Raw genomic sequence first — 13,065 nt, 5'->3', positions numbered from 1 at the left:
CCTCGATGGCCAAGCCGTTCAACCGCGACCGCACCGCCAGTTTCGCCCGCTTCATCTGGCAGCGCTTTGTCGATGACAAGTGCTTCGAGACGGCCGGTGCGCTGTCCTACACCACGCTGGTGTCGCTGGTGCCGCTGATGGTGGCGGTGTTCGCGATGTTCTCGGTGTTCCCCGCGTTCGCTCCCGCGCGCGATGCGTTGCTCTCGTTCGTGTTCAACAACTTTGTGCCCGCGGCCGGCGAGAAGCTGCAGCGCGCGCTGGAGAGCTTTGCCAGCAATGCCAGCAGCCTCACCGGCATCAGCGTGCTGGTGATGCTGTTCAGCGCGCTGTCGATGATGGTGAGCATCGAGGATAGGTTGAACCGCATCTGGCGCGTGCACCAGCCGCGCTCGTGGGGTTCGCGGCTGCTGCTGTACTGGGCCGCGCTCACGCTGGGGCCGATCCTGGTGGTGGGTGGTCTGGCGGCCTCCTCGTACGTCACCGCGATGCCGCTGCTGCAGCAGGCGGCCGGGCAGTTCGATCCGGGCTTTGGCGCCCGCCTGCTGGGCTTGCTGCCGTTCGTGGTCACCTACATCACGCTGTGGCTGATGTACGCGGTGATTCCCAATCGCCCGGTGGTGGTGCGCGATGCGGCGATCGGCGCGCTGCTCGGCGCGATCCTGTTCGAGCTGGCGCGCTGGGGCTTCACGCTGTTCGTGCGCAATGCGCAGACTTACCAGCAAATCTACGGCGCGCTGGCGGTGATCCCCACGTTCCTGCTGTGGATCTACCTGTCGTGGGTGATCGTGATCCTGGGCGCGTCGATCGCCGCCTCGATCAACGCGTTCGAATACCACCCGCCCACCCACGCACTGCCGGAAGGAGCGGAGTTCCTCGGCCTGCTGGTGGTGCTCAAGCATTTCGTCGAGGCCCAGCGCCGCGGCGACTGCGTGGACCCGGCATCCGTACAGTTGCTGGAGCCGTATCTGCGTTCCAGTCAGGTGAGCTGCTACTTCGACGACCTGCAGCGCGCCGACCTGATCCAGCGCAGCGAATCGGGCGGATGGCTGCTCACCCGCAGCCTGGACAGCACCGACCTGCTGCGCGTCTACACCGGCACGCAATACCGGCTGCCGCTGCACCCGGCCGACGAGGCGCAGTCGCTGGGCATTAGCCTGCCGGCCGTGCTGCTCGAACTGCTGGATGCGCTGGCGCAGGCGCTGGACGCCGCGCTGGGTACCCGGCTCGACCGCATCTATCCCCCGTCCGCCGATGTCGCGGATGCTCCCCAGGAGTCCACCCCATGAAGATCTTCGTCCCGCTCGCATTGCTCGCCGCCGCGGTGTTTGCGGCACCCGCGCAGGCAGCGATGCCGGCCAAGCCCGCGCTCAAGGTCACCACGCTGGACGGCAAGCCCTACGACCTCGCCGCCCAGCGCGGCCACTGGGTGGTGGTGAACTACTGGGCAACGTGGTGCGTGCCGTGCATCAAGGAGATGCCGGATATTTCCGCCTTCGTCAGCGGTCGCAAGGACGTCGCCGCCATCGGCCTGGCCTACGACGACAGCGACATCGCCGACATCCGCGCGTTCGTCGCCAAGCATCCGGTGAGCTATCCGATCGCCCAGGTCACGCTGGACAACCCGCCGAAGGATTTCGACGAGCCGCGCGGCCTGCCCACCACCTACCTGATCGCGCCGGACGGCACGGTGGCCAAGCGCTTCGTCGGGCCGATCTCCGGCGATGCGCTGAAGGCGGCGATCGACGACGCCAAGTGATGGCGGCCGCGCGCTTCCTGGTCAGTGGTCGCGTGCAGGGCGTGTTCTTCCGCGCCAGCACACGTGAGCAGGCGCTGGTGCTGGGGCTGGGGCTGCGGGGCGTGGCGCGCAACTTGGCTGACGGCCGGGTAGAAGTGATTGCCTGCGGTGACCACGAGGCGATCGCGATGCTGGAGCGCTGGCTGCACGATGGCCCGCCGGCGGCACGCGTCGAGCAGGTGCTGCGCGAATCCTGTGCCGAGTGGACCGGCGCCGGATTCACCACGGCCTGAGGTCAGCGCGGCGGCGCGATCCAGAAACTGGCATCGGCGAGCTTTTCGCGCTTGGGCCTACCGCGCAGCTTCGGCAGCTTGACCTTGACATCGGGCACGCGCACGTCGGGCAGCTGGTCGAGGAGGTGGCGCATCAGGGCAAGGCGTCCCTGCTTCTGGTCGTTGTAGTCGACCACGAACCAGGGCGCGTGCGCGGCGTGGGTGCGCGCCATCATCACGTCGCGCAGGTGGCCGATCTCGGCGTATTTCTCGCGAGCGGCCAGATCCACCGGAGAGAGCTTCCAGCGCTTGAGCGGGTCGGCCGCGCGCTCGGCGAAGCGGGCTTCCTGCTCGTCCTGGTCCACCGCCAGCCAGTACTTGAGTATCAGGATGCCGCTGTCGGCCAGCATGCGTTCGAAGGCGGGGCAGTCATCGAGGAACTGCGCGTACTGCGCCTGGCTGCAGAAGCCCATCGCCGGCTCCACCACGGCGCGGTTGTACCAGCTGCGGTCGAACAGCACGAGTTCGCCGGCGGCGGGCAGATGCGCCACGTAACGCTGGAAATACCACTGCGAGGCTTCGCGATCGTCCGGCTTGGAAACCGCCACCACGCGGTAGCCGCGGGTGTCCAGCCGGTCGGTGATCGCCTTGATCGTGCCGCCCTTGCCGGCCGCGTCGCGGCCTTCGAAGATCACCAGCAGGCGCCGTCCGCTCTTGCGCAGCCAGCGCTGCACGCCGGTCAGCTCGATCTGCAGGGATTCCAGCTGCTGCTCGTAGGCCTTGCGCTTCATCGGGCGATCTCCGGCGGGGTGGCCGGGCGAGGGTAGCGCGTCACGCATGCCCGGCGTCACCACGGGGTCAGGCCGCGTCGGTGAGCGCCTTGAGCTGATCGGCCTGGTCCTCACGCATCAGGGCGTCGACAAGCTCGTCCAGATCGCCCTGGAGGATTTCCGGCAGGCGGTACAGGGTGAGGTTGATGCGGTGGTCGGTGATCCGGCCCTGCGGAAAGTTGTAGGTGCGGATGCGCTGGCTGCGGTCGCCCGAGCCCACCTGCACGCGCCGCGATTCGGCCTCGGCGGCCGCCTGTTTCATGCGCTCGGCGTCGAGCAGCTGCGCCTTCAGCCGCTTCATCGCCTTGTCGCGGTTGGCGTGCTGCGAGCGCTCGGTCTGGCACTCCACCACCACGCCGGTGGGCAGGTGGGTGATGCGGATCGCCGAGTCGGTCTTGTTGACGTGCTGGCCGCCGGCGCCGGAGGAGCGGAAGGTGTCGACCTTCAGGTCGGCCGGGTTGATCGTGATGTCCTCGACCTCGTCCACGTCGGGGATGATCGCCACGGTGGCGGCCGAGGTGTGGATGCGGCCCTGCGATTCGGTGGCCGGCACGCGCTGCACGCGGTGCGTGCCCGATTCGTACTTCAGCCGCGAGAACGCACCTTTGCCCTCGATGCGTGCTACGGCCTCCTTGTAGCCGCCGTGCTCGCCCGGGTGCGCCGACTCGATCTCGGTCTTCCAGCCGCGCTGCTCGGCGTAGCGCAGGTACATGCGCATGAGGTCACCGGCGAAGATCGCCGCCTCGTCGCCGCCGGTGCCGGCGCGCACTTCGAGGAACAGATTGCCTTCGTCGCGCGGGTCGGTGGGCAGCAGCAGGATCTGCAGCTCCTGGTCCAGTTCCACCAAGCGCTGTTCGAGCCGGGCGACATCGTCGGCGGCCATCTCGCGCAGTTCGGGGTCTGCCAGCATGGCGCGCGATTCGGCCAGTTCGCGCTGGGCGTCGTCGTGCTCGTGCAGTGCCGCGGCCACCGGGCCGAGTTGCGCGTACTCGCGCGACAGCGTGCGGAAGCGCGTGTTGTCGCCAATCACTTCCGGCTGGGTCAGCAGCAGGCCGACTTCTTCGTGGCGTTCGGTGAGGGCTTCGAGCTTGGCGCGGATGGACGGGGTCATGGGCGGGGTCTGGTAAGGGCAGGGCGAACGGGCAGGCGTGCAGCCGGGCGTTCGCGTCGCTAACCCTCGCCGGTCTCGCGGTCCAGTCCGTAAAGCCGTCCGGCGGCGTGCAGCAGATCCAGGTCGCCGCTGAGCGCGGCTTCGCGCAGCGCGGCGCTGGGGTGGTGCAGCAGCTTGTTGGTGAGCGTATTGGCCAGGAAGGCGAGCGCCTCGTCCGGCGACTTGCCGCGCGCGAGCATGCCGCGCGCCTTCTCCAGCACCTCGTCGCGATACACCTCGGCATGGTGGCGCATGTCCACCGCCGGGTTGCGCACGCCCAGCGTGCGGCGCCAGGCCATGTAGCGCTCCACCTGCAGGTCGATGATGGCATCCGCCTCGCGGGCGGCCGCCTCGCGCGAGCGGCGGTTGTGGTCGATCACCTGGCGCAGGTCGTCGATGCCGTAGAGGAACACGTCCTGCAGCTCGGCCACACTTTCCTCGATGTCGCGCGGCACCGCGATGTCGACCATGAACATCGGCTTGCGTCGGCGCGCGGCGACTGCTTTCTCGACCATCGCCCGGGTCAGCACCGGCTGCCGCGCCGCGGTGGAGGCGATCACGATGTCCGCTTCGGCCAGGTGCTGCGGCAGGTCGGCCAGTGCGATGGCGTAGCCGCCGTAGCGGGAGGCCAGCTCCTGCGCGTTCTCCAGCGTGCGGTTGGCCACGATGAGGCGGCGCACCTGTTTCTCGGCTAGGTGGCGGGCGGCCAGCTCGATGGTGTCGCCGGCGCCGATCAGCAGCACGCAGGCCTGCTTGAGGTCAGTGAACACCTGCTCAGCCAGCCGCACAGCGGTGAATGCGACCGAGACCGTGTGCGCACCGATCCGGGTGTCGGTACGCACCCGTTTGGCCACCGCGAAGGTGTGCTGCAGCAGGCGGTCCAACGGTGCCTTGAGCGCCTGCGCCTCGCGCGCCTGCTGGTAGGCGTCCTTCACCTGGCCCAGGATCTGCGGCTCGCCCAGCACCATGGAATCCAGCCCGGTGGCCACGCGGAACATGTGGCGCACCGCGTCGTCTTCGTCGTGGCGATAAAGGAACTCGTCGAGCTTGCCGGGGGTCAGACGGTGGTGCCGGTTCAGCCACTCCTGCGGCACGTGCTCGGCGCCCTCAGCCACGCTCAGGTACAGCTCGGTGCGGTTGCAGGTGGACAAGATCAACGCCTCATCCACGCCGGGCTCGCGGGTGAGCTCGTGCAACGCCTCGGCAGCGGCATTCGGATCGAATGCCACCTGCTCGCGCAGGCTGACCGGCGCGGTGAGGTGATTGAGCCCTAGGGCGATCAGTGGCATGGCGAGGACGGCATTTCGGCGGCGGGGTGTCCGGCGGCGTAGGCTAAGCTTGGCGCTCGTCGTCGAGTGGTGACGGAAACGGCCGAAACAGGCGAACAGATGATCAATAGTGTGCTCAGCGGGTCGGGCAAGTTCAAGCAAATGCGGCATTTTGCGATGGCGGGCGTGGTGGCTGTGACGATGGCCGGATGTGCCACGGCGCCAGCCGTGCGGCCGGCTCCGGTGGCCGCCTCGCCGCAACCGCTGGCCCGGCTGGTGGTGGCCACGCCCGATGCCGATCACGACGTGATGGCCCAGCTCCTGGCGGGCGAGATGGCGCTGACCCATTCCGATCTCAAGGCGGCGGCGACGGCCTACGGCAAGGCGGCGGCGTTGTCCGACGATGCCGCGGTGGCCGAGCGCGCCACGGCCCTGGCGCTGGCCGTGCATGACGATGCCGCGGCCACGCGGGCGCTGGAGCGCTGGCAGGCGCTGGGCGCCAAGCCGGCCGCCCTGGCGCAGGCGCGCGCCGAGCTGGCGCTGGATCGCGGTGATGCGGCCGAAGCCAAACGCCAGCTGGAAACGGTGCTCAAGCTCGGTGGCGACGATGCCTGGCGCCAGTTCGGGCGCGTGCTGGTCGGCGCCCGCGACGCGGCGCAGGCGGCCCGGTTGCTCGAGGCGATGGCCACCCCCGAGCGCTTGCCGGCCGATGAACGCGCCTGGCTGGCGATGAGCGAGCTGGGCGACCGGCTGGGGCGGCGGGCGTACGCCCTGCGCATCGCCAACGCCGCGGCCGCACGTTTCCACTCCTCGGCTACCTACGCGTGGGCGGCGCAGATGACGCTGCGCGCGGGCGATCGCGCGGCGGCGCAGGCGCTGCTCAAGCAGGCGATCGGCCGCGCGCCTGGCGATACCCACCTGCGCCTGGCCTACGCCAGCATGCTGGCGCAGGGCGGCGATTACCCGGCGGCGGCCAAGTTCCTGGCCAGCGGCAAGCAGAGCGCGGATATCTACAATCTGCGCGCGGCGCTGGCGGCCAAGGCCGACGACAAGGCCACGCTGGCGATGCTTTATCGCCAGTTGCAGAAGTCGCCCGAGGAGATTCGCCAGTCCAGCGCGTTCCTGCTCGGCCAGTTGGCCGAGATGCAGGGGCTGAAGGATGAGGCGCTGGCCTGGTACGACCAGGTGACCGACGAGGATCCGCATGCTTTCGACGCCGACCTGCGCAGCGCGGTGATCCTGCACGCACAGGGCAAGAAGGCCGAGGCGCACGAGCTGCTCGGCCAGCTCGAAACCGCGTATCTCGACCAGCCCGAGCAGCTGCGCAAGGCCTACGAGGCGGACGCGGACCTATACATGGCCGAACAGCAATACCCGCAGGCGGAGATGGCGTTCAGCCGCGCCCTGCAGGTGGTGCCGGACGATCCGGGCCTGCTCTACGGGCGCGGCCTGGCCTACGCCCAGTCCGGCAAGATCGACCAGGCCGTCACCGACCTGCGTCGTCTGCTCGAGCTCAAGCCCGCCGACATCGACGCCAGCAATGCGCTGGGCTACACCCTGGCCGACGCCAACCGCGACCTGCCGGAGGCCGAGCGCCTGATCGCGCAGGCGCGCAAAGCCAAGCCGGACGATCCGGCGATCGCCGACTCCTGGGGCTGGCTGCAGTACCGGCTGGGCCATCTGGATAAGGCCGCCAGCGTACTGCGTCAGGCGTGGGCACAGCGCCGCGATGCGGATGTGGGCGTGCACCTGGGCGAAGTGCTGTGGAAGAGCGGCCAGCGTGACGAGGCGACGCGCGTGTTCGATCAGGTGCGCAAGATCGACCCGACCAACGCGAGCCTGCGCGACACGCTCAAGCGGCTGCAGCCATGAGGCGTCACGGCGGGAAGATCGCCCTGTGGCTCGGTGCGGCCGCCCTCTCCGGCTGTGTCAGCCTGCCGCCGCGCGGTCCCACCGTGGCCGGCGATGCGGGCCTGATGGCGGCCCAGGCAGCGCGCGAGGATGCCTTGCGCGAGGTCAGCGACTGGAGCCTGGACGGGCGCCTGGGCATCAGCAACGCCAGCGACTCCCGCGGCAACGGCAGCGGCAGCTTGAGCTGGCGCCAGCGCGGCGACAGCTACGTGTTCACCGTCAACGGCGGTTTCGGTTACGACTACCGGCTCAGCGGCGACACGCAGGGCGCGGTGCTCGAAGGTGTCGGCAAGCAGCCGATCCGCGGCGACGATGCCGAGGCCCTGATGCGCAAGGCGGCGGGCTGGTCGGTGCCGCTGGAATCGCTGCGCGCCTGGGTGCTGGGGCTGCGCGCCCCGGGCTCGCCGGCGCAGATCCGCTTCGGCACCGATCGACTGCCCGCTGTGCTCGAGCAGGACGGCTGGCACGTGGAATACCGCGCCTGGGACACCAGCCGGCAGCCCGCGCTGCCGACCAAGGTGTTCGCCAGCAAGCCGCCGTACAAAGTCCGGCTCGCGGTCAGCAACTGGACGCTGCGCTGACCGGAGGCCAGCCGGGTCTGGGGTAGGCTATCGACCCCCGCGGACGCCGCACCGGCGTCCGCATCACGCATCGAGCCGTCATGACCGTCCGCATCGAACGCGCCCGGCCCTCGCAGGTCGACGCCCTGTGCGCCATCGAGCGCGCCGCGGTACAGCTGTTCCGCGGCCATCCGGCGTGGGCGGCCTACGCCGCCATGGCGATTCCACCCGAGCTGTTGCACGGCGCCATCGCGCGAGGCTTGGTGTGGGTGGCGATGGAGCAGGGCGAGCTGGTGGGGTTTGTCTGGCTGGACGATGCGCTCGGCCCGCAGGCGATCGGCATCGGCGAGCTGGACGTGCTGCCCGCGTATGGCCGACGCGGCATCGGCGCGGCGTTGCTGGAGCACGCCTGCCAGTGGGCGCGCGCGGCGGGCTACCGGCAGGTGCACCTGGGCACCCTGGTCGACGTGCCGTGGAACGCGCCGTTCTATGCAAAGCACGGCTTCAGCGTGGTCGACAAGCGGGATCCGGCGTTCGCCGAGGCCTTGGCGCGCGATCGCGAGAACGGCTTTCCTGACGACCTGCGCGTGTTCATGAGCCGGTCGTTGCTACCGGTCGCGGCGGACGAATGGAGCGTGTGGCCGGCGCCGGCCAAGCTGAACCTGTTCCTGCGCATCACCGGCCGACGGCCGGACGGCTATCACGAGCTGCAGACCGTGTTCCGTCTGCTGGACTGGGGCGACGAGCTGCGCCTGCGGGTGCGCGCCGACGGCATCATCCAGCGCGAGGGCGAGCTGCCCGGTGTGCCGTCGGACCAGGACATCACTGTGCGCGCTGCGCGCCTGCTGCAGGCGCGGGCCGGCATCATGCTTGGCGCCGACATCGGCATCGACAAGCGCATTCCGATGGGCGGCGGACTGGGCGGCGGCAGTTCCGACGCGGCCACCGTGCTGGTGGCGCTCAACCACCTGTGGGGCGCCGGGCTCGACGAGGATGCTTTGGCCGAACTGGGGCGCCAGCTCGGCGCCGACGTGCCGGTGTTCGTGCGCGGGCGCTCGGCCTGGGCCGAGGGCGTCGGCGAGCTGCTCACGCCGATCGAGCTGCCGCGCCGCCACTACGTGGTGCTGGACCCGCGCGAACACGTGCCCACCGCGGCGCTGTTTCAAGCGCCTGAATTGACACGAAATGCCCCCCGGGCGACAATTTCATCCTTTGTTTCGGGCGAAACAGCCGAGAACGCCTTCGAGCCGGTCGTACGCGCGCGCCATCCGCGCGTGGATGCCGCGCTGGAGTGGCTCGGCGGTTTCGGGCGGGCGAAGTTGTCCGGCAGCGGCGGGTGCGTGTTTCTTGAAACGCCGTCCGAGCTGCGGGCGCTGTCGATCGCAGCGCGCTGTCCTGACGCATGGAGTGCGCAGGTCGCCGCCGGAGCGGATCGCTCGATGCTGCATCGCTCGCTGGCGCGCTTCCAGGGCGCGCCGCAGCCGGAGCAGGTGCGACACACAACGTAATACTGGGGCGTCGCCAAGCTGGTTAAGGCACGGGATTTTGATTCCCGCATGCGCAGGTTCGAATCCTGCCGCCCCAGCCATTCAACCAAGGCCGTAGGTCGAGAGGAATTGTCAGTGGATACGTCCAGCCCGATGCTCTTTACCGGCAATGCCCACCGCGCGTTGGCCGAGGACGTGGCGCATCGCCTGGGCATGCCGCTGGGCAAGGCCCTGGTCGGCACCTTCAGCGATGGCGAGGTGCAGATCGAGATCGAGGAGAACGTACGCCGCCAGGAAGTGTTCGTGCTGCAGCCGACCGGCGCGCCGAGCGCGGAGAACCTGTTCGAGCTCTTGACCCTGGTGGACGCGCTCAAGCGTGCCTCGGCGGCCAGCGTCACCGCGGTGATCCCGTACTTCGGCTACGCCCGTCAGGATCGACGCCCGCGCTCGGCGCGCGTGCCGATCACGGCGAAGATGGTGGCCAAGATGATCGGCACCGCCGGCGTCGACCGCGTGCTCACGGTGGACCTGCACGCCGACCAGATCCAGGGCTTCTTCGACATCCCGGTGGACAACGTCTACGCCTCGCCGATCCTGCTGGCGGACATCTGGCGCAACCACTCGATGGACGACCTGATCGTGGTGAGCCCGGACGTCGGCGGCGTGGTGCGCGCCCGCGCGCTGGCCAAGCGGTTGGACGACGCGGACCTGGCGATCATCGACAAGCGCCGCCCGAAGGCCAACGTGGCCACGGTGATGAACATCATCGGCGACGTCGACGGCAAGACCTGCGTGCTGGTGGACGACATCGTCGATACCGCCGGCACGCTCTGCGCGGCGGCGGCGGCGCTGAAGGAGCGCGGCGCGCGCAAGGTGGTGGCGTACTGCGTGCACCCGGTGCTGTCGGGCGCGGCCATCCGCAACGTCGAAGGCTCGCAGCTGGATCAGCTGGTGGTCACCAACACGCTGCCGCTGCGCCCCGACGCGCTGGGCTGCGCCAAGATCCGCCAGCTCTCGGTCGCCGAGCTGCTGGCCGAAACCATTCGCCGCATCGCCTTCGGCGAGTCGGTGAGTTCGCTGTACGTGGATTGATTCACGCCGGGCGGGTCGGCCACACGGCCCGCTTCCGCTTGGCGAAAACCGACTTTCCTGGTCGCGGGAAAGTCACTCCGCCGCCGCAAGGCGGCGTTTCCAAACCAAGGTAGTAGACCAATGTCCAAGACCCATGAAATCAAGGCCGAGAGCCGCAAGGACGAGGGGAAAGGTGCGAGCCGCCGCCTGCGTCGTGCGTCGTTCGTGCCGGCCGTCGTCTACGGTGGCAAGCTGCCGCCGCAGAGCATCCAGATCGAGCACAACACCATCCTGCTCGCCGCCAAGCACGAGTGGTTCTTCTCCTCCGTGCTCGACCTGAACGTCGACGGCAACGTGCAGAAGGTGCTGGTGCGTGACTGGCAGAAGCACCCGTACAAGCAGCAGATGATGCACATGGACTTCCTGCGCATCGATGAGAACGCCGCCGTGCGCGTGAACGTGCCGCTGCACTTCCTCAACCAGGAGACCTCGGCCGCCGGCAAGACCTCCGGCGTGGTGATCTCGCACAACCTGACCGAGCTGGAAGTGTCCTGCCTGCCGAAGGATCTGCCGGAGTTCATCGAGCTCGACCTGGCTGGCCTCAAGCCCGGCGACATCGTCCACCTCTCGCAGATCAAGCTGCCCGCGGGCGTGGAACTGCCGGCCCTGGCTCTGGGCGCCGACCACGACATCGCCGTCGTCACCGCCAACACGGTGAAGGAAGAGGTCGAAGAGACCCCGGCTGCCGCCGAAGGCGAAGAGAAGCCGGCTGGCGACAAGAAGTAAGCCCGCATCCGCCCGCGCCCTCAGCGGCGCGGGCGGTGTCGGCTTGCCAGACGCATGGCAGGACTTCGACTCATCGTCGGGCTGGGCAACCCCGGTACCGAATATCTCCGAACCCGGCACAACGCCGGGTTCTGGTTTGTGGACGCCCTGGCAGCGTCGCAGGGCGAGCGTTTCGCTTTCGACGGCAAGCTGCACGGCGAGGCCTGCCGCGTACGCATTGGCGCCGAGCCGGTGTGGCTGCTCAAGCCGTCCACCTTCATGAACAAGAGCGGCATCGCCGTGGCTTCGGCGCTGCGCTACTACAAGATCGAGCCGTCCGAGTGCCTGGTGGCGCACGACGAGCTGGATCTGCCCGCCGGCACCGTGCGAATGAAGTTCGACGGCGGCCACGGCGGCCAGAACGGCCTGCGCGACATCGCCGCGCACCTGGGCCATGGCAAGTACCATCGCCTGCGCATCGGTATCGGCCATCCGGGTCACAAGGACCGGGTGACGCCGTGGGTGCTGGGCAAGCCGTCGACACCGGATGAAGACGCCATCCTCGACGGCATTTCGCGCGCGCTGGACGTGTTGCCGCTGGCGGTTGCCGGGCAGTTCGACAAGGCGATGCAGCAGTTGCATACGGTCGGCCCGTGATGGGCGTTCTGTCAGGCCACCGGGTCATCCTCATTTACGCGCCGTCGTTCCCGCTTGCGCGGGCGTGACGCCAGAAATACACAGCTCCGGAGTCACCCATGGGCATCAAATGCGGCATCGTCGGCCTGCCCAACGTCGGCAAGTCCACCCTATTCAATGCGTTGACCAAGGCCGGCATCGCGGCGGCGAATTTTCCGTTCTGCACGATCGAGCCGAACGTGGGCGTGGTGCCGGTGCCGGACCCGCGCCTCAATGCGCTGGCCGAGATCGTCAAGCCGCAGAAGCTGATTCCCACTGCGGTGGAGTTCGTCGACATCGCCGGGCTGGTCGCCGGCGCGTCGAAGGGCGAAGGCCTGGGCAACAAGTTCCTCGCGCACATCCGTGAGGTCGACGCGATCGCCCACGTGGTGCGCTGCTTCGAGCACGGCGACATCGTGCACGTGGCCGGCAAGGTCGATCCGATCGCCGACATCGAGACGATCGACACCGAGTTGGCGCTGGCCGACCTGGAGTCGGTGGACAAGGCGCTCAATCGTGCCGAGCGCGCGGCCAAGGCCAACGACAAGGAAGCGCTGGCGAAAAAGCCGGTGCTGCAGAAGCTTTCCGCCGGTCTCAACGAGGGGCGCTCCGCGCGCAGCCTTGGGCTGGACGAGGAAGAGAAGGCGCTGGTGCGCGACCTGTTCCTGCTCACGCTCAAGCCGCTGATGTACATCGCCAACGTGCGCGAGGACGGCTTCGAGAACAACCCGCACCTGGATGCGGTGCGCGAGCGCGCCGCCAGCGAGGGCGCCGAAGTGGTGCCGGTGTGTGCGGCGATCGAGGAAGAGCTCTCGCAGCTGGACGATGCCGACCGCGACGAGTTCCTCAAGGATTTCGGGCTGGAAGAGCCAGGCCTGAACCGCGTGATCCGCGCCGGCTACAAGCTGCTCGGCCTGCAGACCTACTTCACCGCAGGCGTGAAGGAAGTGCGCGCCTGGACGGTGAAGAAGGGCGCCACCGCGCCGCAGGCCGCCGGCGTGATCCACACCGATTTCGAGCGCGGTTTCATCCGCGCCGAGACGATCGGCTACGACGATTTCATCCAGTACAAGGGCGAGGCCGGTGCAGCGGCGGCCGGGCGCCTGCGCAAGGAAGGCAAGGAGTACATCGTCAAGGAAGGCGACGTGCTGCACTTCCTGTTCAACGTCTGAGATGCGCCAACGCCATTTGTTGTAGCGTGAACTGCCAGGGGCTTACGGAGCCTTCAGTGAGGCCGCGACTTTACGCGGCCGTGCTGCTGCTCGTCGCCCTCGGGTTCTGGAGCGCTCCGTGAGTGGTGTGCAACGGACGGCCTTGAATAGCGTGCGGGAGATCGGGCCG

Annotated in this window: 13 protein-coding genes and 1 tRNA gene; 11 read left to right on the top strand and 3 right to left on the bottom strand. The window is 68.7% G+C overall.

What is annotated here, in order from left to right:
- The first annotated feature begins 5 nt into the window (after nucleotides 1-5).
- The 3 genes from ACQVBX_RS10345 to ACQVBX_RS10335 are packed head-to-tail and all read left to right on the top strand — an operon-like array spanning nucleotide 6 to nucleotide 2,028.
- On the top strand, nucleotides 6-1,286 hold the full coding sequence (locus tag ACQVBX_RS10345; protein ID WP_431633997.1) for a YihY family inner membrane protein: 1,281 nt from the start codon (nucleotides 6-8) through the stop codon (nucleotides 1,284-1,286).
- The gene (locus tag ACQVBX_RS10340) at nucleotides 1,283-1,756 is read left to right on the top strand and encodes a TlpA family protein disulfide reductase (RefSeq protein WP_431633996.1); all 474 of its coding nucleotides are present in this window, start codon (nucleotides 1,283-1,285) and stop codon (nucleotides 1,754-1,756) included. The genes ACQVBX_RS10345 and ACQVBX_RS10340 overlap by 4 nt, the downstream gene beginning before the upstream one ends.
- Nucleotides 1,756-2,028, top strand: a complete 273-nt coding sequence (locus ACQVBX_RS10335) for an acylphosphatase (RefSeq protein ID WP_431633995.1) — start codon at nucleotides 1,756-1,758, stop codon at nucleotides 2,026-2,028. Before ACQVBX_RS10340 ends, ACQVBX_RS10335 begins: the two co-directional genes overlap by 1 nt.
- 2 nt (nucleotides 2,029-2,030) lie before the next feature.
- On the opposite strand, the gene ppk2 is transcribed toward ACQVBX_RS10335, so the two are convergent.
- The 3 genes from ppk2 to hemA all read right to left on the bottom strand — a co-directional run bounded on the left by ppk2 (nucleotide 2,031) and on the right by hemA (nucleotide 5,276).
- Nucleotides 2,031-2,798 (bottom strand): polyphosphate kinase 2, encoded by a 768-nt coding sequence (ppk2, locus tag ACQVBX_RS10330; protein ID WP_431633994.1) that lies wholly within the window; start codon nucleotides 2,796-2,798, stop codon nucleotides 2,031-2,033.
- A 67-nt stretch (nucleotides 2,799-2,865) separates the two neighbouring features.
- The gene (prfA, locus tag ACQVBX_RS10325; protein WP_431633993.1) at nucleotides 2,866-3,948 is read right to left on the bottom strand and encodes a peptide chain release factor 1; all 1,083 of its coding nucleotides are present in this window, start codon (nucleotides 3,946-3,948) and stop codon (nucleotides 2,866-2,868) included.
- A 59-nt stretch (nucleotides 3,949-4,007) separates the two neighbouring features.
- Entirely contained in the window at nucleotides 4,008-5,276 is a 1,269-nt protein-coding gene (hemA, locus tag ACQVBX_RS10320) for a glutamyl-tRNA reductase (protein WP_431633992.1), read from the bottom strand.
- A gap of 141 nt (nucleotides 5,277-5,417) precedes the next feature.
- On the opposite strand from hemA, the gene ACQVBX_RS10315 reads away from it, so the two are divergent.
- From ACQVBX_RS10315 to ychF, 8 genes are all read left to right on the top strand, one after another.
- Complete coding sequence (locus ACQVBX_RS10315) at nucleotides 5,418-7,127, top strand: tetratricopeptide repeat protein (protein WP_431633991.1); 1,710 nt, start codon at nucleotides 5,418-5,420, stop codon at nucleotides 7,125-7,127.
- The gene (gene lolB / locus ACQVBX_RS10310) at nucleotides 7,124-7,747 is read left to right on the top strand and encodes a lipoprotein insertase outer membrane protein LolB (protein ID WP_431633990.1); all 624 of its coding nucleotides are present in this window, start codon (nucleotides 7,124-7,126) and stop codon (nucleotides 7,745-7,747) included. The genes ACQVBX_RS10315 and lolB overlap by 4 nt, the downstream gene beginning before the upstream one ends.
- A gap of 80 nt (nucleotides 7,748-7,827) precedes the next feature.
- Nucleotides 7,828-9,234, top strand: a complete 1,407-nt coding sequence (gene ispE, locus ACQVBX_RS10305) for a 4-(cytidine 5'-diphospho)-2-C-methyl-D-erythritol kinase (protein WP_431633989.1) — start codon at nucleotides 7,828-7,830, stop codon at nucleotides 9,232-9,234.
- A 3-nt stretch (nucleotides 9,235-9,237) separates the two neighbouring features.
- Nucleotides 9,238-9,314, top strand: a tRNA-Gln gene (locus tag ACQVBX_RS10300).
- 52 nt (nucleotides 9,315-9,366) lie between these two features.
- Nucleotides 9,367-10,305 (top strand): ribose-phosphate diphosphokinase, encoded by a 939-nt coding sequence (locus tag ACQVBX_RS10295; protein ID WP_431638155.1) that lies wholly within the window; start codon nucleotides 9,367-9,369, stop codon nucleotides 10,303-10,305.
- A gap of 120 nt (nucleotides 10,306-10,425) precedes the next feature.
- Nucleotides 10,426-11,070, top strand: a complete 645-nt coding sequence (locus tag ACQVBX_RS10290) for a 50S ribosomal protein L25/general stress protein Ctc (protein WP_431633988.1) — start codon at nucleotides 10,426-10,428, stop codon at nucleotides 11,068-11,070.
- Nucleotides 11,071-11,124: 54 nt separating this feature from the next.
- Entirely contained in the window at nucleotides 11,125-11,706 is a 582-nt protein-coding gene (gene pth, locus ACQVBX_RS10285) for an aminoacyl-tRNA hydrolase (RefSeq protein WP_431633987.1), read from the top strand.
- A gap of 98 nt (nucleotides 11,707-11,804) precedes the next feature.
- Nucleotides 11,805-12,896 carry a redox-regulated ATPase YchF gene (gene ychF, locus ACQVBX_RS10280; RefSeq protein ID WP_431633986.1) on the top strand — a complete coding sequence of 364 codons (1,092 nt, stop codon included), beginning with the start codon at nucleotides 11,805-11,807 and terminating at the stop codon, nucleotides 12,894-12,896.
- Nucleotides 12,897-13,065 lie beyond the last annotated feature (169 nt).

Origin of the sequence: Dyella thailandensis (assembly GCF_050749815.1) — a bacterium.
In the GTDB taxonomy this organism is placed as follows: domain Bacteria; phylum Pseudomonadota; class Gammaproteobacteria; order Xanthomonadales; family Rhodanobacteraceae; genus Dyella_A.
The sequence above is the reverse complement of the archived record's forward strand: the minus strand, read 5'-3'. Positions and strand labels throughout refer to the sequence as shown.